This window comes from Ectopseudomonas toyotomiensis (assembly GCF_017167985.1).
In the GTDB taxonomy this organism is placed as follows: domain Bacteria; phylum Pseudomonadota; class Gammaproteobacteria; order Pseudomonadales; family Pseudomonadaceae; genus Aquipseudomonas; species Aquipseudomonas toyotomiensis.
Genome location: NZ_CP070505.1, coordinates 2,533,039 through 2,549,126, shown reverse-complemented (window position 1 = coordinate 2,549,126; position 16,088 = coordinate 2,533,039). Strand labels below are relative to the sequence as shown.

Annotated in this window: 17 protein-coding genes; 13 read left to right on the top strand and 4 right to left on the bottom strand. The window is 62.7% G+C overall.

The features are described 5' to 3' along the window. Window positions 1–6: 6 nt before the first annotated feature. The 11 genes from JWV26_RS11745 to JWV26_RS11695 all read left to right on the top strand — a co-directional run bounded on the left by JWV26_RS11745 (window position 7) and on the right by JWV26_RS11695 (window position 11,300). Window positions 7–957, top strand: coding sequence for a GlxA family transcriptional regulator (locus JWV26_RS11745; protein ID WP_206419128.1), 951 nt, complete (start codon window positions 7–9; stop codon window positions 955–957). Window positions 958–1,059: 102 nt separating this feature from the next. Beyond that, complete coding sequence (locus tag JWV26_RS11740) at window positions 1,060–2,652, top strand: sigma-54 interaction domain-containing protein (protein WP_023100450.1); 1,593 nt, start codon at window positions 1,060–1,062, stop codon at window positions 2,650–2,652. A gap of 213 nt (window positions 2,653–2,865) precedes the next feature. After that, entirely contained in the window at window positions 2,866–3,414 is a 549-nt protein-coding gene (locus tag JWV26_RS11735; protein ID WP_241201296.1) for an OsmC family protein, read from the top strand. 22 nt (window positions 3,415–3,436) lie between these two features. After that, window positions 3,437–4,576, top strand: coding sequence for an acyl-CoA dehydrogenase family protein (locus JWV26_RS11730; protein WP_206419126.1), 1,140 nt, complete (start codon window positions 3,437–3,439; stop codon window positions 4,574–4,576). Further along, a complete protein-coding gene (locus JWV26_RS11725; RefSeq protein ID WP_206419125.1) occupies window positions 4,573–5,910 on the top strand; it encodes an FAD-dependent oxidoreductase in 1,338 nt (445 codons plus the stop codon). Before JWV26_RS11730 ends, JWV26_RS11725 begins: the two co-directional genes overlap by 4 nt. A gap of 27 nt (window positions 5,911–5,937) precedes the next feature. Further along, window positions 5,938–7,332 carry an ABC transporter substrate-binding protein gene (locus tag JWV26_RS11720; protein WP_206419124.1) on the top strand — a complete coding sequence of 465 codons (1,395 nt, stop codon included), beginning with the start codon at window positions 5,938–5,940 and terminating at the stop codon, window positions 7,330–7,332. Window positions 7,333–7,342: 10 nt separating this feature from the next. After that, entirely contained in the window at window positions 7,343–8,194 is an 852-nt protein-coding gene (gene ntrB / locus JWV26_RS11715) for a nitrate ABC transporter permease (RefSeq protein WP_206419123.1), read from the top strand. Continuing rightward, window positions 8,184–9,089, top strand: coding sequence for an ABC transporter ATP-binding protein (locus JWV26_RS11710; protein ID WP_042159028.1), 906 nt, complete (start codon window positions 8,184–8,186; stop codon window positions 9,087–9,089). The genes ntrB and JWV26_RS11710 overlap by 11 nt, the downstream gene beginning before the upstream one ends. Window positions 9,090–9,114: 25 nt before the next feature. Beyond that, window positions 9,115–9,564 carry a cyanase gene (gene cynS / locus JWV26_RS11705; RefSeq protein ID WP_042159026.1) on the top strand — a complete coding sequence of 150 codons (450 nt, stop codon included), beginning with the start codon at window positions 9,115–9,117 and terminating at the stop codon, window positions 9,562–9,564. 111 nt (window positions 9,565–9,675) lie between these two features. After that, window positions 9,676–10,497 carry a sulfite exporter TauE/SafE family protein gene (locus JWV26_RS11700; RefSeq protein ID WP_206419122.1) on the top strand — a complete coding sequence of 274 codons (822 nt, stop codon included), beginning with the start codon at window positions 9,676–9,678 and terminating at the stop codon, window positions 10,495–10,497. 8 nt (window positions 10,498–10,505) lie between these two features. Further along, the gene (locus JWV26_RS11695) at window positions 10,506–11,300 is read left to right on the top strand and encodes an MBL fold metallo-hydrolase (RefSeq protein WP_206419121.1); all 795 of its coding nucleotides are present in this window, start codon (window positions 10,506–10,508) and stop codon (window positions 11,298–11,300) included. A 238-nt stretch (window positions 11,301–11,538) separates the two neighbouring features. Here JWV26_RS11695 and JWV26_RS11690 read toward each other — a convergent pair whose 3' ends face one another. From JWV26_RS11690 to JWV26_RS11680, 3 genes are all read right to left on the bottom strand, one after another. Beyond that, window positions 11,539–12,189 (bottom strand): nitroreductase family protein, encoded by a 651-nt coding sequence (locus tag JWV26_RS11690; RefSeq protein ID WP_206419120.1) that lies wholly within the window; start codon window positions 12,187–12,189, stop codon window positions 11,539–11,541. Between the two features lie 256 nt (window positions 12,190–12,445). Further along, complete coding sequence (gene grxC / locus JWV26_RS11685) at window positions 12,446–12,718, bottom strand: glutaredoxin 3 (protein WP_206419119.1); 273 nt, start codon at window positions 12,716–12,718, stop codon at window positions 12,446–12,448. A gap of 4 nt (window positions 12,719–12,722) precedes the next feature. Beyond that, complete coding sequence (locus JWV26_RS11680; RefSeq protein WP_206419118.1) at window positions 12,723–13,253, bottom strand: carboxymuconolactone decarboxylase family protein; 531 nt, start codon at window positions 13,251–13,253, stop codon at window positions 12,723–12,725. Between the two features lie 130 nt (window positions 13,254–13,383). Between JWV26_RS11680 and JWV26_RS11675 the strand changes: the two genes are divergently transcribed. Continuing rightward, the gene (locus JWV26_RS11675; RefSeq protein WP_206419117.1) at window positions 13,384–14,211 is read left to right on the top strand and encodes an AraC family transcriptional regulator; all 828 of its coding nucleotides are present in this window, start codon (window positions 13,384–13,386) and stop codon (window positions 14,209–14,211) included. A gap of 76 nt (window positions 14,212–14,287) precedes the next feature. Here the strand turns inward: JWV26_RS11675 and bkdR are convergent, their stop codons facing one another. Next, entirely contained in the window at window positions 14,288–14,773 is a 486-nt protein-coding gene (gene bkdR, locus JWV26_RS11670) for a Bkd operon transcriptional regulator BkdR (RefSeq protein WP_206419116.1), read from the bottom strand. A 138-nt stretch (window positions 14,774–14,911) separates the two neighbouring features. On the opposite strand from bkdR, the gene JWV26_RS11665 reads away from it, so the two are divergent. Further along, on the top strand, window positions 14,912–15,868 hold the full coding sequence (locus tag JWV26_RS11665; RefSeq protein WP_206419115.1) for a DMT family transporter: 957 nt from the start codon (window positions 14,912–14,914) through the stop codon (window positions 15,866–15,868). Window positions 15,869–16,088: the final 220 nt, after the last annotated feature.

The window sequence follows — 16,088 nt, the reverse complement described above, 5'->3', positions numbered from 1 at the left end:
TTCGTCATGCATCGCATCGGTTATCTGTTGGCGGACGGCTTCCAGATCATGTCGCTCGCCACCCAGACAGTGTTCGAGTTCGCAAACGTGGTGGCTGGCGAGCCGTTTTATGTGATCGAAAACTTCTCGGCGTCAGGCCAGCCGGTTCGCTCGTCGCTGGGTATTTCTATCGAAACCCGTGCCTTCCAGGCGCCTGGTCATGCCGACACCTGGATGGTCGTGGGCGTCAATGACCCGCTGAGCAACCCGCCCGACCCGGACGTGCTGGCTTTCGTCCGCCTGGCCGGCGCCCAGGCTCGCCGCACGGCTGGCGTGTGCACGGGAGGGTTCGTGCTTGCGCAGGCCGGCTTGCTGGACGGCAAACGGGCGACCACGCACTGGGCCTACGCTCGGGAGATGCAAAGCCGCCATCCAGCGGTTCATGTCGAAGAGGACCGGATCTACATCATTGATGGTTCTGTCTGGACGTCGGCGGGCATGACGGCGGGGCTCGACCTGGCCCTTGGCATGGTGGAAAAGGACCTCGGTGCCGAGGCGGCGCGGTCCGTCGCGCGCAAGCTGGTGATGTACCAGCGCCGCTCCGGCGGTCAATCGCAACACTCTGAAATGCTGGCGCTTGCACCGAAGTCCGATCGCATTCAACAGGCATTGAACTTCGCCCGGCAGAACCTCAATCGCCCGCTGAGCGTCGAGGACTTGGCCGAGCACGTGCACCTCAGCCCAAGGCAGTTCACTCGAGTCTTCACGGCCGAGACAGGCCAATCCCCTGCCAAGGCGATCGAAAGCCTGCGCCTGGAAGCCGCGCGGTTGATGGTCGAACAAAGCCGCCATAGCCTGGACGTCATTGCACGCGAAACGGGTTTTCGCGACCGACGCCATATGCGCGAGGTTTTTGTCCGCGGATTCGGCGTGCCACCTCAGGCCGTCAGAAGAGATGTGCGAAAAATGCCCGCTTGATACCGCAGGTCAGCTAAGGGGGGTTTTTGCGACGAGCACGAACATTGCTTCGCTTAACCCCAATACTGACGCATCGTTAACGCCTTACGAGGAACGCCGACCATGACCAGCGGCGACAAGGAACCGGAGAACTCCCCCGTTTTCTGGCGGACTCAGGAAATGTTGCTGCTGCAACAGGTAACCGCACTGGCGGGGCGAGATTTCTCGCCCGACACCGTGCTGCGGGAGATGCTCCACCTGCTGTCCGAGCTCCTCGGTTTGAACCGTGGGCGAATCGTGCTGCTCGACGAGTCAGGGCAATCGAGCCAGATCCGTTATGCCTATGGCTTGACCGCAGACGAAATCAGTCGTGGCCGCTATACACACGATGAAGGCGTGACGGGGCGAGTGCTGGCGCGCGGTCAGTTGATCATCGTTCAGGACATCGATAACGATCCGCTGTTTCTGGGCCGCATGGTCGCGCGTAACAACCTCCCCTCCGGGCCGGTTTCCTATATCGCATTACCGATCCAGATCGGCCAGCGCACCATCGGCGTACTGGCCTGCCATCGCATCCGCAGCCGCGCACGCCCATTGGCAGATGACCTCACCATCCTGCGAATCCTGGCGACGTTTGCCGGGCAGATCCTCCATTTGGAGCAGCACCTGCGAGAAAAGACCGAGGCGCTCGAGCAGCGCAACGCCCTGCTGGCCCGGGCACTGGAGACCCGCACCAGCCGCTACGGGATTATCGGCAGCGCGCCCCAGCTGCTGCGCGCGCTTTCAGAACTGGAACGCGTTGCCAATACCACCGCAAGCGTGTTGCTGCTCGGCGAGTCGGGCACCGGCAAGGAGCTGTTCGCCCGTGCGCTGCACCTGTCCAGCCCCAGACGGGACAAGCCGTTTATCCGCGTCAATTGCGCAGCCATTCCCGATTCACTGTTCGAGTCTGAGTTGTTCGGCTACGAGCGGGGCGCCTTCACCGGGGCGCAAACGGCCCGTGCCGGCTGGTTCGAGCAGGCAGATGGCGGCACCATTTTCCTCGATGAGATTGGCGAGCTCCCGCTGGCGATGCAGACCAAGCTGCTTCGCACGCTGCAGGAGGGCACCATCACCCGCCTCGGCGCTAAGCGGGAGCTGCACATCGACGTCCGGCTGGTGGCGGCCACCAACCGTGATCTGGAAACCGAGGTCGCTGCCGGCACCTTCCGCCAGGACTTGTACTACCGGCTGAACGTCATCCCGATACGCCTGCCCTCGCTGGCTGAACGCCGGTCGGACATCCCCGTGCTGGTGCTGCACTTCCTCAACCGGATCAACCAGGCCAACCAGCGAAACGTCAGCCTAAGTGCCGAGGCGATCAAGCGCCTGCAGCGGCATGCCTGGCCGGGCAACATTCGCGAGCTGTCCAATGTCATCGAGCGAATGGTGCTGCTGGCCGATCACGCCTTGTTGAGCGCAGCGGACGTCGACCGTTACCTGCCGCGGGAGAACGAGCAAGCTGCGCCGACACCTGCCCTGGCCACTCCACCACCCAGCCCCCCGGCCTATATCGAGGACATCCGACCTTACGTCTCGGTCGCCTCCCATACGGCCGATGCGCTGCGCCAGGCGCTGGACCGCTGTGGCGGAAACAAGACGCGCGCCGCTCAGCTGCTGGGCATGACCGCGCGACAGTTCCACTACCGCTGGCAGAAGCTGGTAGCCCATCGCTGAGGCCGAACGCAATGTCGACAATGTCTACATTGTGTTCGGCTCTACTCGGGTTCAGCGAAGGACGAAATCAGGGCAATCCCAAACCCAAGGCCCGTAACAGTTTGAAATGTAAGCACATTTACTAGGCTTTCGACAGCTGGCATGGCAGTTGCGATACCCCATTCAGCCAGGGCTGACATTGCGTCGGTACTGATGAACTGAATGGAGAGCTCCATGAACACACCTGCACCTACCACCGTTAAATCCTACCTGCGACCGATCGATCGCGACGGCCTGCTGGCCTTCGCCGAGAAGGGCCGCAACAACCCGGCCAGCCGTGGCACCAACAAGGTCCATACGGTCATGCAGGGCATGTACCGCAGCCTCAGCTATGTCGGTGACCACGAGGCCGTTGTGGTCGACGAGCCGCTGCATCTGTTCGGCGAAGACACCGCGCCCGCACCGGGCGAGATCGTGCTCTCCGGGCTGGGTGGCTGTCTCGCCGTAGGGATTACAGCAGTGGCCACCTGGAAGCAGATCAAGCTCAGCAAGCTGGAAATCTTCCTCGAAGCCGACATCGGCAACCCAGCGGCGTGGGGCGCCGGCGGCGCGCCGATGCAGCCTGAGCAAATGGGCTTCCAGGAGATTCGCGTGAAGGTCCTGGTCGAGGGCGACGCCACGCGCGAAGAGCTCGACGATATCGTCAAGCACGCCAACTTCTACTCGCCCGTGGCCAACAGCATGCGCAACCCCATTCCGTTCAGCATCGCGCTGGCCGACTGAGTCACGCATCGAGGAGGTCGCCATGAACAGTGTCGCCGCGCCCGTTGCTGGGCTGACACCCAGCGTGAACGACAAAACCGTGCTCCAGCGGGTATCCGAGATAGCCGGCGGGCCTCTCGCCGAGGCCGCCCACCGCATTGACCGGGAGGGTTACTACCCGCTGGACATCATGGCGCGCCTCGCCGAGGTGGGCGCGTTCGGGGCTCATCTGGACCGGCGCGGTGCCGACTTCGGGCTTGCGCTGGCAGCTACCAGCGAGATCGCCCGCAGTTGTGGCTCCACCGGCTTTCTCGCCTGGTGCCATAACGTCTGCGGCCTGTACATGGAGCAATCGGCGAACCCGGCTCTGCTGGAGCGCTTGAACGACCACGTCGAAGGTCGTCGCTTCGGCGGTACCGCCCTGTCCAACCCGATGAAGGCCATGGCCGGCATCGAGCCGATGTTGTTGCGCGCACAGCGGGTGCCAGGCGGCTATCGGGTGAGCGGTTCACTGCCCTGGGTCAGCCACATCGCCCCCGGGCAGTACTGCGGCGCGATCGCGGCTGTCGAACGGGCCGATGGCACTCGGTCCCACGAGATCATGTTTCTGCTCGATCTGGATGAGCGCGTCGAGCTCAGGCATTGCCCTGAGTTTTCCGGCATGGAAGGCACCAGCACCTGGGGCATCCGCCTGACCGATCACTTCATCGGTGAGGACCAGCTCATCGCCGACCCCGCCGGGCCCTTCGTCAACCGCGTACGCGCCGCCTTCATCCTCCTGCAGGTCGGCATGGCGACCGGCCTGGTGCAGGCCAGCCTGGACGCGATGCACGAGGTCGAGCCGGTACTGGGGCACGTCAACCAGTTCCTTCATGACCGTCCCGACGTGCTCCAAGCCGAATTTGCAGAACTCAATTCACGAGTCGCCGAGCTGGTGCGCACCCCTTACGAAACCGACAAGGACTTCATGCTCGACGTGCTCGATGCGCGCGTGCAAGGCGCCGAGCTGGCGCTGCGTGCGACTCAGTCGGCCCTGCTGCACCAGGGCGCGCGCGGTTACCTGATGAGTGCCGGGCCACAACGGCGCATCCGCGAGGCGCACTTCGTGGCGATCGTCACCCCGGCGATCAAGCACCTGCGCTACCAGATGAACCGCCTGATGCAGGAGGCCCAGCCAGCATGAGCGCAATCACCCAAGCCTGGCGGCAGTTCATCTGCCGCGCCTGTGGCCTGATCTACGACGAAGAGCTCGGCGATCCGGACAGCGGGCTGGCGCCCGGTACCCGCTTCGAGGACATTGCGGATGACTGGGAATGCCCGCTTTGCGGCGTGACCAAGCTGGATTTCGAACCCTACGTGATGCGCGAGACGCCGGCTGCCGTGGCGATGCCGGTCGGGCCCCGCGAGACAGGCATCCTCGTGGTCGGTGGCGGGCTGGCCGGCTGGTCGGTCGTCGAAGCCATCCGGGCCATCGATCCAGCCACGCCGATCACGCTGGTCAGCGGTTGCAAGGGCGACCTTTACCACAAGCCCGAGCTGTCCGTTGCGCTCAGCCGCGGTCAGTCCGCGGACAAGCTGGTGCGTGAGCGCGCCGCCGATGCCGCTGTTCGGCTTGGCGTGCGCCTTTTGCCTGAAACCTTCGCCGTAGGCCTTTCCCCGCGGCTCCGTCAACTGCGAACCACACGCGGCAACCTGAGCTACACCCGGCTGGTTCTCGCCCAAGGCGCCCGCCCCGCCCTGCCGGCTTCGCTGCCGGCCGAGCTTTGCTGGCGCGTCAACCACCTGCACGGCTGGGCCGGTCTGCAGGCGCGGCTGGCCGAGCGCAGCCCTCAGGACGTGGCGGTTATCGGCGCCGGGATGATCGGCTGCGAGATCGCCGAGGATCTGGCGCGAGCGGGACACCGGGTCACGCTGGTGGATCGTCAGTCTCTGCCACTGGCGAACCTGTTGCCCGAGCCGGCGGCCCGCCGTCTGCACGCCGCGCAACGCCAGTTGGGCATCGAGCTGCTTGGCAACGTCGAAATCTCCTCGCTGACCTCGCTTGGAGACGGCCGCAAGCGCCTGCTGACTCGCTGTGGTCAGCGCCGCGACGTGGATCACGTGATCGCCGCTACTGGCCTGGCCACCGAGCCCCGCCTGGCGCGCCTGGCCGGCCTGGACTTCGCACGCGGCATCAGCGTTGACCCCGCCACGCTGCAGACCAGCGACCCGGACATCTATGCCCTGGGCGATTGCATCAGTCTTGGCGGCATGCCCTGCCGCTTCATCGAACCCATCGCCCGTCAGGCGCGAGCCATCGCCGCCCATATCGCCGGCATGCCGGACGCGCTCTATCGCCACAGCGATCCAGTGATCCGGCTGAAGACCGCCTCCTTGCCGATAGCCCTGCACGGCATGCCTCGTGCAGACGGGCAGTGGCATGTCGTGCAGGAAACCGAGGGCTTTCTGCTCATGGAACAACGCACCAATGGCACGAGTACGTCAACGCTGCGGGTTGGCCGCGCCGACGCCGCGTGACTGCAGACCAAACTGGAGGGTACAGACATGAGCGACGATAACTTCTTCCGCCCCTATTCGGAGCACACCGCGCTGACCGGTTGTGCCTGCGGAAAGCATGAAAGCCCCGAAGCGCATGATCGCGCTGCGGAACAGGCGCGCCTGGCACGCTCGCGCGACCGGAATCTCCTGTCTCAGGACTTCGTCGAGGCCGCGGCGGTGCGCGCGCTCTTCCCTAACGACGTGACGCGCCGGCGCTTTCTCCAGGCGGTCGGTGTCGGCACGGCAATGGCCGCCATCTCCAGCGTGCTGCCGCTGACGTCACTGCAGGCGATGGCCGATGAACGCGGGCCGCTTGAAAAGACCAACCTGAAGATCGGCTTCATCCCGATCAACTGCGCCACGCCGCTAATCATGGCTGACCCGCTCGGGCTGTATCAGGAGCAGGGCCTGTCGGTAAGCCTGCAGAAGACCGCCGGCTGGGCACTGGTGCGCGACAACATGCTCAACGGCGAGCTGGACGCATCACACATGCTCGCCCCCATGCCGTTGGCGATCAGCATGGGCCTGGGCTCGAATCCGCAACCAATGCGGGTCGCCACCATCCAGAACATCAACGGCCAGGCCATCGTGCTGGCGCTCAAGCACAAGGAGAACCGCGACCCGAAGAACTGGAAGGGCTTCAAGTTCGCTATCCCCTTCGAGTACTCGATGCACAACTTCCTGCTGCGCTATTACCTCGCCGAGCATGGACTGGACCCGGACCGCGACGTACAGCTGCGGGTGACGCCGCCGGCCGAGATGATCGCTAACCTGCGGGCCGGCAACATCGACGGTTTCTTTGGTCCGGAGCCGTTCAATCAGCGCGCCGTGTATGACCAGGTCGGCTTCATCCATGTGCTGTCGAAGGACCTTTGGGATGGCCATCCCTGCTGCTCCTTCGGTGTATCCGAAGCCTTCATCAAGGAAAACCCCAACACGTTCGCCGCGCTCTACCGCGCCATTCTCAACGCCGCCGCCATGGCTCAGGACACGGCCCAGCTGCCGACCATCGCCAAGGCGATCTCGACGCCGAATTACCTGAACCAGCCGGAGACGGTGATCCTCCAGGCACTTTCCGGGCGTTATGCCGATGGCCTGGGCCAGGTACAGAACGAGCCGCAACGCTCCGGCTTCGACCCCATGCCCTGGTATTCCATGGCCACCTGGATGCTGACCCAGATGAAGCGCTGGGGTTACGTGAAAACGGATGTTGATTACAGCGCGCTGGCCGAGCAGGTGTTTTTGCTCACCGACGCACGCCGGCAGATGGCGGCGCTGGGCATGGCCGAAGCCGAGGCCCAGCCGGCCAGTGGCTACAAACCCTTCGAAGTGATGGGCAGGCCATACGATCCGACGGCCCCCGACGACTACCTGGCCGGCTTCGACATCCGCCACGCATGAGGACCCGACCATGAACAATCATCTTCGCCTGAAGGCGGCGCTGGTCTCGGTATTGTTGCTGGCCGTGCTGTTGCTAGTCTGGCACGCCGCCACCCATACGCCCGCCCAGCAGGCCGAGGCAAGCGCGGCAGACGCCGAGTACGCCGCGCTCATGGGGCAAACGGCCGAGGCGCCGAAAAAGGACGGTTTCCCCACGCCGGCGCAGTTCTTCGAACTGGCCGGCCAGCAGTTGAGCGAACCCTTCTATGACCGCGGTCCGAACGACAAGGGCATCGGTATCCAGCTTGCGCATTCGCTGGGCCGCGTCGCGCTCGGCTATCTGATCGCACTGGCCGTGGCGATTCCGCTCGGCTTCGTGATCGGCATGTCGCCGCTCCTGTACCAGGCACTCAACCCCTTCATTCAGGTGCTCAAGCCCATCTCGCCGCTGGCCTGGATGCCGATCGCGCTCTACACCATTCGCGACTCTTCGGTCTCGGCGGTGTTCGTGATCTTCATCTGCTCGATCTGGCCGATGCTGATCAACACGGCGTTCGGTGTAGCCGGGGTGCGCAAGGACTGGCTGAACGTCGCCCGCACGCTGGAGGTATCGCCGCTGCGCAAAGCCTTCTGCGTGATTCTGCCGGCCGCGGCTCCCACCATCATCACAGGCATGCGCATCTCCATGGGTATCGCCTGGCTGGTCATCGTCGCGGCGGAGATGCTCATTGGCGGCACCGGCATCGGCTACTTCGTCTGGAACGAGTGGAACAACCTTTCCCTGGCCAACGTGATCTTCGCGGTGCTGATGATCGGTGTCATTGGAATGCTGCTCGATCTCCTTTTCGCACAACTGCAAAAGAAGGTGACCTATGTCGACTAAAGCCTTCCTCAAGGTCGAAGGCCTGAGCAAGCGTTACCAGCCAAGCCAGCCTCCCGTATTCGAGAACATCAACTTCAGCCTGGAACAAGGCGAGTTCGTCTGCGTGATCGGCCACTCCGGTTGCGGCAAGAGCACCATCCTCAATGTGCTTGCCGGCCTGGAAGAGCCAAGCAGCGGCGGCGTCGTCATGGCCGGCAAGGAAATCGCCGGCCCGAGCCTCGACCGCGGTGTGGTATTCCAGGGGCATGCGCTGATGCCCTGGCTGACGGTCGAGCAGAACATTGCCTTCGCCGTGAAGTCCCGACACCCCTCTTGGTCGCGCCAGCAGATTGCCGAGCATGGTGCACGCTTCATCGAGATGGTCGGCCTGACCGGCGCTGCGCAAAAAAAACCGGCGGAGCTGTCTGGCGGCATGAAGCAGCGCGTCGGCATCGCCCGGGCCTTTGCCGTCGAGCCGAAGATGCTGCTGATGGACGAGCCATTCGGTGCGCTCGATGCGCTGACCCGCGGGGTAATCCAGGACGAACTCCTGAAGATCTGCGCGGCGACCCGGCAGACCGTGTTCATGATCACCCACGATGTCGACGAGGCCATCCTCCTTGCCGACAAAGTGATGTTGATGAGCAACGGGCCCAACGCGCGTATCGCCGAGATCGTGATCAACACGCTGCCGCGCGAGCGAACCCGCGAAACCATTCATCACGACCCGCAGTTCTACCGAATCCGCAACCACCTCGTGGACTTCCTGGTGCGTCGCTCCAAGACCATCCAGCAAGGTGGCGAAGGCGTGCTCGGTGACCAGCCGCTGATCGTCCGCCCAGGCCTCGATGAAACCGACCCACCACCGCCAGACCCGCGAACGCAGCAACCCCTGCGCCGCATCCACGCTGTTTGAATCCACCTACTGTAGGAACCGATCGATGATTACCGACCGCGCACAAGTTACCGAGATGATCATCTCCGCCAAGGTCACCAAGGGCATCAAATGGAGCCAGGCCGCCGAAGCCATTGGCAAGAGCAAGGAATGGACCACGGCCGGCCTGCTGGGGCAGATGGCCTTCGACAAGGGCCAGGCGGAAACCCTTGGCAAGCTGTTTGGCCTCACCGACGAGGCCGTGGCCTGGTTGCAGATCGTGCCCTACAAGGGCTCGCTGCCCACCGCCGTGCCGACCGACCCGCTGATCTACCGCTGGTACGAGATCGTCAATGTCTATGGCAGCACCATCAAGGAGTTGATCCACGAGGAATTCGGCGACGGCATCATGAGCGCCATCGACTTCTCCATGGACATCCAGCGCCAGCCGGACCCGAAAGGCGATCGGGTGAACGTGGTGCTGTCGGGCAAGTTCCTGCCCTACAAGAGCTACTGACCGTGTGGGCTTTCAGCCCGCCCCCGCTTCCTGAGTGCAGGTTCAGCGCGCCGCGGCCATCGGCTGCGGCGCCGATCCGGCATTTGTTCTGGCCCAGCGGAGAACACCCGTATGGATCCACTATTGCTTGGCGGCTTCGCCGGCGTGCTGGTTGGCCTGAGCATGGGGCTGACCGGGGCCGGCGGAGGCGTGCTAGCGGTCCCGGCCCTGACGATGGTGCTGGGGCTGGACGTGCATCAGGCCGTACCGCTTGGCCTGCTGGCGATCGGTAGCGCCGCCTTGCTGGGAAGCCTCGATGGCTTGCGCCACGGCTTGGTGCGCTACCGGGCCGCGCTGTTCATGGCGGCGATCGGTGTGCTCACCGCATCGTTTGGCACCCACCTCGCCCATAGGCTGCCTACCGACGCGGTGATGCTGCTGTTCTGCCTCGTACTGATCATCATCGCCGTGCGGCAGTGGTCGCAGGGCATGATGCCGATCGCATCTGGCATCGCTGACGCTGCCCTGCTCAAGCCGTGCCGGCTGGGCCCGGACAACGGGCGCTTCCGCTGGACGCCCCGTTGCTTCGTCCATTTAGGCGCGATCGGCGCCTCGGCCGGATTGCTCACCGGGCTGCTCGGGGTCGGCGGCGGATTCGTCATCGTTCCGTTCATGCGGCGCTACTGCGAGCTCGGCATGCAAGGGGTGGTGGCCACCTCGCTTGCGGTCATCGCGCTGGTTTCGCTGTTCAGTGTCGGACAGGCGTTGCATGCCGGGATCGTCGTGCCCCGGGCAGGCTGGCTATTCATCGGCGCGTGCGCGCTCGGCATGGCAGCCGGGCGTCTGGTGGCGGCGCAGTTCAGGGCGCGCACCCTTCAGCTCGGTTTCGCCGCGCTTGCCGCTGGCGTAGCCCTAGCGCTGGGCGCGCGCAGCCTCATCCACCTGCTTGCTTAGGACCCCTCATGAGTCTGGATATCCGCTCCTTCTTCGATCCGGTCACCTCGACCTTCACCCATGTAGTTCATGCGCCAGGCCAGGCGCAATGCGCCGTGGTCGATGCAGTGCTGGGTTATGACCCGGTCACCCGCCTGACCGATACGCAAATGGCTGATGAGGTGAAAGCCTATATCCAGGCCAGGGGGCTGCAGCTCCAGTGGTTACTGGAGACCCATGTCCATGCCGATCACCTGTCGGCCGCCAGCTACCTGCGCGCCGAACTTGGCGGGCGTGTTGGCATCAGCGGCCGGGTCATGGAGGTACGCTGCACGCTCGCCGATCGGTACGGCCCGTTCCAGCAGAGGCCGTACGACCACCTGTTCGCCACGGACGAGGTGTTCTACATCGGTCCGCTGCGGACACAGGCGCTCGCCGTGCCGGGCCACACGCCCGCCGATATCGCCTACCTGGTAAACGATGAGGTCGTGTTCGTTGGCGACACGCTGTTTCCACCGGACGTCGGCACAGCGCGTTGCGACTTCCCGGGGGGCAGCGCCAAGACGCTGTATCGTTCCACCCAGCGTCTGCTGGGTTTGCCCGCGCATGTTCGGATGATGATGTGCCACGACTACCCGCCTCGCGATCGCGCACCCATTGTCGAGTGCACCGTTGCTGAGCAGCGCTCCGCGAACATTCATGTGCGAAGTGGCATTTCAGAGGCCGAGTTTATCGAGATGCGTACCCAGCGCGATCAGACACTTCCGGCCCCACGCCTCCTGGGGCCATCCATGCGTGCGAATTTAGGGGGCCTGGCAAACTGATCGATGAGAAGCGGATAGGATCGGGCCGCTTCATCTCAAGTTGCCAGCAAGTGGCCGCCTCGCTATCGAAAAGCATGTGCGCCCGGGCGGGTGTCCTACGCAACCGCAAATAGCGCTGTTGCTGAAGCCTGTCGGCGGAGTACGGCCTGGGCTTGCTGCGTTTGCACCCTACTTGGTAAAGCAACTTCGCCGAGATATCAGCGATGCACGCCCATCTGCCAGACATATCCCCCCGCCATCAGCGAAACATGAATATTCGCTCAGCGGGCAAGCGCGACTTTACAGGACCGTCTCCGTTGTCACGACTGCGATAGCCCAACGCGACCAAGAGCACGCTGGTCAGCCCTTGTTGTGGCAATTGAAAGGCCGCATCGATCGAGGCCTGATCGAAATGCTCCATGGGTACGGCGTCAATGCCCAGCGCCGCCGCGCGGGAGATCAGAGAGCCAAGGGCGAGATAGACGTGCTTCTCCATCCAATGAGCCAGATCCTTGCGCTCATAACGGTGCAGGTTGATTCGACGTGCACGGGCGTGATGCTGGGCGATCTGAGCGCTGTCGTCTGAAAAGCGCCCCTCCGCAGCCTCCTGCGCCAGTAAAGCCTGGAGGTGCGCGTCACTCATGTCGGAAAGTCTGCAGAGCAATATGAAATGAGAGGCATCGAGCAGTTCGAGATTTCTATTGACATCGACCTGTTTGACTGCATCTGCAAGCTGCGCTTTGGTCACCGTGCTTTCGGCAATCAAGAAACGCCAGGGTTGAAGATTGGTTGGGGATGGACAATAGCGAAGCGCATCGAGTAGTTCATTGAGAACTGGCCGCTCGATTGTTCTACTTGGATCAAATTTCCGTATCGAATAGTGCGGTCGAGCTATTGCCAGTGAAGTCATGACGGGACCTCTGAGGGTGCTAGTTAGAGTGGGTCTGAGAAGCACCGCTATGATCCCGGCGAGGACAGATAGGGATAAAGCGCACCGCTGAACAATGACTTTCACCAATATTGTGAAAATGGTGACCTGCCAGCAGCACATGACGAAGGAATAGTTCAGCCAGGTTCAGATCGGACACATACATCAGGCCGATCTGAACCTAGTGAACGAGGGTTTCGAGGCGGCGCGCCGTCCTGGCGACAGCCGTCCACCAGTCTCATACACCCGATACGCTATCGGATTGGGTATCCGCCGTTCTAAGGCCGCCAATCCTGTCGAAGGCCACCAAGTCATCAAAGCCTCCGACATGGTTACCCTCGATATAGATCTGCGGCACCGTACGCCGGCCGGTCCGGGCGATCAGCGCGGCGCGCTGATCGGGGCTGGCTCCGACATCGATTTCCGTGACGTTAACTCCTCGGCGGGATAACAGCGCTTTGGCTTGGATGCAGTAGGGGCAGCCGCTAGTGGTATAAAGCGTAGCGTTCATGCTTTCACTCCTCGGTAAGGGGCTGGACTGCCGGAAAGTCGACGTCTGTCTGGGCAACATTGTTGAGGTAGTTGGTCAGTGTCATTAGGGCAATCTGCGCCACGATGTCGACTATCTGAGCATCGCTCAGCCCCGCCGCCCGCGCCTCGGCCAATTGTTCGTCGCTGACCTGCCCGCGGCTTTCAGTCACCTGCCGGGCGAATGTCGCAACCGCGTCCAGACTGCCGCGCCGCGCAAGCTCGATGGCGGAATCGTCAAGGCCCGCCTTGCGGCCAAACAGGGAGTGCGCGGCGAGGCAGTAGTCGCAACCGTTCACCTCAGAAGTCGCCAGCGCAACGGTCTCACGTTGGCGTGCGCTGAGGGAGTTTTTGCCAAGCGCTTGAGAGAGCGCAAGGTAGCCGCCCAGCGCGGCCGGCGCGTGAGCCAAGGTACGAAAGGCGTTAGGCACACTGCCAAGGCTTTTCTGGACGCCAGACAGCAACGGGCGCGCGGCATCAGGGGCGTGCTCAATCGATACAGGGGTAATGCGGCTCATGGTGGTTCTCCTAAGTTCAGGGTGGCTGGGCTTGTGCGTCAGCCTTGAGCACATAATCAGCAAAAGGGCTTTTCAAATGGCGGCTGATCGTCGAATTTATGCTGCAGATCGTCCAAACCTGTGAGGTCACATGGACCGCTTGTCCGCTCTGCTCACCCATTTCCGCCTGCACGCCACCACCTATTACAGCGGCGGTCTGTGCGGCACGGCCGAATACGACGGCCAGGATAGCCAGGGCCACCTGCACCTGCTGCGCGCTGGACGGGTGCGTATCCAGGCCGAACGGTTACAGGTCTACGAGATCGAAGAGCCTACGCTGATCCTGTTTCCACGCCCGGCACCGCACGCTCTGATCGCCGACACTGCCGATCACGCGGAACTGGTCTGCGCCTCGTTGACGTTCGACGGTGGTATCGACAACCCGCTGACCCTCGCCTTGCCGGGTCACTTGCATCTGCCGCTGTCGCAACTACCGAACCTTGCCGGCAATCTCGAGTGGCTGTTTCAGGAAGCTTTCAATGAGGAGTGCGGACGATTTGCCGTGCTGAACCGACTGTTTGAGCTGATGCTCATTCAACTGCTTCGTCATCTGCTGGCGACCCGCAGCCTGTCCACCGGCCTTATGGCAGGCCTTGCCGATCCGCGGCTGGCCCGCGCCCTCACCCTGATGCACGACGCACCGCACCAGGCCTGGTCGGTGGACACCCTTGCGCAGGCTTGCAACATGTCCCGGGCCGGTTTCGCTGCACGGTTCCGTGAAATCGTAGGCAGCACACCGGCTGACTACCTGCTTGGCTGGCGGGTGAGCCTGGTTCAAAAGCGTCTGCGGGAGGGTCGGCCGATTGCACTCATCGCCGATGAAGTCGGCTACGAAAGCCCCTCGGCTCTTTCGCGTGCCTTTCGCCGCAAGGTCGGCAAAAGCCCACGCGAATGGCTCAGCGCGACACAGGCAAGTTAGCGAGCGAGCACGTACTCGCAGCGGTAGGGTTTTTGGTAGTACTGCCGAATGAACGACCCCACCTACGCAACCCGTATCATCCAACGACCAACCCGTTGGGCGGCAACGGCAGCGCCGTCTTGTAGCGCACCTGCTTGAGCGCGAAGCTCGAGCGAATGTTCGCGACGCCGGGAATCTTGGTCAGGTGATCAAGGATGAGGCGCTCCAGCGCCTGGATGTCAGGCACCAGTACGCGGAGCAGGTAATCGGCGTCCCCTGTCATCAAATAGCATTCCATCACCTCCGGGCGTTCGGCGATGGCACTCTCGAAACGCGCTAGCGCATCGACTACCTGCTTCTCCAGGCTGACGTGAATGAATACGTTGACGTTGAGCCCCAGCAGCTCAGGAGCCAGCAGCGTGACCTGCTGACGAATCAGCCCCAGCTCCTCCATGGCCTTGACCCGGTTGAAGCATGGCGTTGATGAAAGATTGACTGCGCGCGCCAGCTCAGCATTCGTGACGCGGGCATCCTCTTGCAGTCGGTTGAGAATGCCGATGTCGATCCGATCCAATTTACGCATTTCAAATATTCCTCATAAATTTCATATAACAGAATATTTTCCTGCAAATTAGAAACCATCCAGGCCATTTAGGAAAGCTTCTCCGCTTCGGTCCCCTTAGGCTGTTCTCAACACGAATAGCTATTGGAGGCCACGGTGATGACCTGCCCGCACAGCCTGACTAACGAAGCACGAAACACCCCGGTATCCAGCCGTACCTTATTGACGCCTCGACTCAAGGGCATGGTGCTGTTGCTGTTGGCGATTCTGGTGTGGGGCGCGAACTGGCCGGTGATGAAGGCAGGACTTGGTCACGTCACACCCGTCTGGTTCTCAGCCAGCCGCTTCGCACTGGGCGCCTTGTGCCTGCTCCTTCTGCAGCTGCTGACCGGCACCCTCTATCGACCCAGCCGAGGCGACGTGCCGCTCCTGCTTAGCGTCGGGCTCCTGCAGATGCTCGCCTTCACATTGCTCGGCGCGCTGGCCATGACCGAGATTCCGGCGGGCCGCTCGGCCGTACTCGCCTACACCACCCCGCTGTGGGTGACGCCACTGGCAGTGCTCGTCTTTCGTGAGCGGCTGGCCCCTCGTCAACTCCTCGGCGCCGCACTCGGTATGTTCGGCGTAGCCGTCTTGTTCAATCCGCTGACGCTTGACTGGAACAATGCGAACCTGGTGCGCGCCAACCTGATGTTGCTCATCGCCTCGGCCTGCTGGGCGCTGTGCATCCTGCACCTGCGCTACGCCAAGATTCGCGCCACGGCCTACCAGCTCGCGCCCTGGCAGATGCTCGTCGCTACGGTTCCTTTGCTGGCACTCGCGCGAATCGTCGAAGGGCCGTTCACAGGCGATGGCTCGGTGGCGTTCTGGCAGATCATTCTGTTCGTCGGCCCGCTGGCTACTGCCTTCTGCTTCTGCGCCGTCAACGCTGCGAGCATGTGGTTGCCCGCAACCAGCATGTCGCTGGCCATGTTGGGCGTACCGCTGGTGGGCTTGATGAGTTCGGTGTTCTGGCTCGGTGAGACCTTGAGTGCCGGTCTTATAGCGGGGGTACTTGCAATCGCCGCAGGTATTTTCCTTGCCATGATGAAGATTCGAGGCAGCGGTACATTATGAACCAGTTCCGCTTAACCAGACGTTTCGCCACCTGAAAAAATTTACTAAAGCCTAAGGTAATACGGTGACGCGCCGGGTATTAGGACCATTCTTGGCAGGCTCCCGGTTTCGCACGAATCGAATATCCAAATGCGCCCCTAGCTATTGAGTATTAGCCACAATCAGGCACAACTCCCAACCCATCTGAAAGCACCAAAGCAGAAGGGGCCTTTCGGCCCCT

Bases quoted from the DNA above. Each gene is read 5' to 3' on its own strand.
- JWV26_RS11690 (WP_206419120.1), bottom strand. From the start codon at position 12,189: ATGACTTCACTGGCAATAGCTCGACCGCACTATTCGATACGGAAATTT.
- JWV26_RS11735 (WP_241201296.1), top strand. From the start codon at position 2,866: ATGAACACACCTGCACCTACCACCGTTAAATCCTACCTGCGACCGATC.
- grxC (WP_206419119.1), bottom strand. From the start codon at position 12,718: ATGAACGCTACGCTTTATACCACTAGCGGCTGCCCCTACTGCATCCAA.
- JWV26_RS11720 (WP_206419124.1), top strand. From the start codon at position 5,938: ATGAGCGACGATAACTTCTTCCGCCCCTATTCGGAGCACACCGCGCTG.
- JWV26_RS11745 (WP_206419128.1), top strand. From the start codon at position 7: ATGCATCGCATCGGTTATCTGTTGGCGGACGGCTTCCAGATCATGTCG.
- JWV26_RS11710 (WP_042159028.1), top strand. From the start codon at position 8,184: ATGTCGACTAAAGCCTTCCTCAAGGTCGAAGGCCTGAGCAAGCGTTAC.
- JWV26_RS11700 (WP_206419122.1), top strand. From the start codon at position 9,676: ATGGATCCACTATTGCTTGGCGGCTTCGCCGGCGTGCTGGTTGGCCTG.
- cynS (WP_042159026.1), top strand. From the start codon at position 9,115: ATGATTACCGACCGCGCACAAGTTACCGAGATGATCATCTCCGCCAAG.
- JWV26_RS11695 (WP_206419121.1), top strand. From the start codon at position 10,506: ATGAGTCTGGATATCCGCTCCTTCTTCGATCCGGTCACCTCGACCTTC.
- JWV26_RS11740 (WP_023100450.1), top strand. From the start codon at position 1,060: ATGACCAGCGGCGACAAGGAACCGGAGAACTCCCCCGTTTTCTGGCGG.
- bkdR (WP_206419116.1), bottom strand. From the start codon at position 14,773: ATGCGTAAATTGGATCGGATCGACATCGGCATTCTCAACCGACTGCAA.
- JWV26_RS11680 (WP_206419118.1), bottom strand. From the start codon at position 13,253: ATGAGCCGCATTACCCCTGTATCGATTGAGCACGCCCCTGATGCCGCG.
- ntrB (WP_206419123.1), top strand. From the start codon at position 7,343: ATGAACAATCATCTTCGCCTGAAGGCGGCGCTGGTCTCGGTATTGTTG.
- JWV26_RS11675 (WP_206419117.1), top strand. From the start codon at position 13,384: ATGGACCGCTTGTCCGCTCTGCTCACCCATTTCCGCCTGCACGCCACC.
- JWV26_RS11665 (WP_206419115.1), top strand. From the start codon at position 14,912: ATGACCTGCCCGCACAGCCTGACTAACGAAGCACGAAACACCCCGGTA.
- JWV26_RS11725 (WP_206419125.1), top strand. From the start codon at position 4,573: ATGAGCGCAATCACCCAAGCCTGGCGGCAGTTCATCTGCCGCGCCTGT.
- JWV26_RS11730 (WP_206419126.1), top strand. From the start codon at position 3,437: ATGAACAGTGTCGCCGCGCCCGTTGCTGGGCTGACACCCAGCGTGAAC.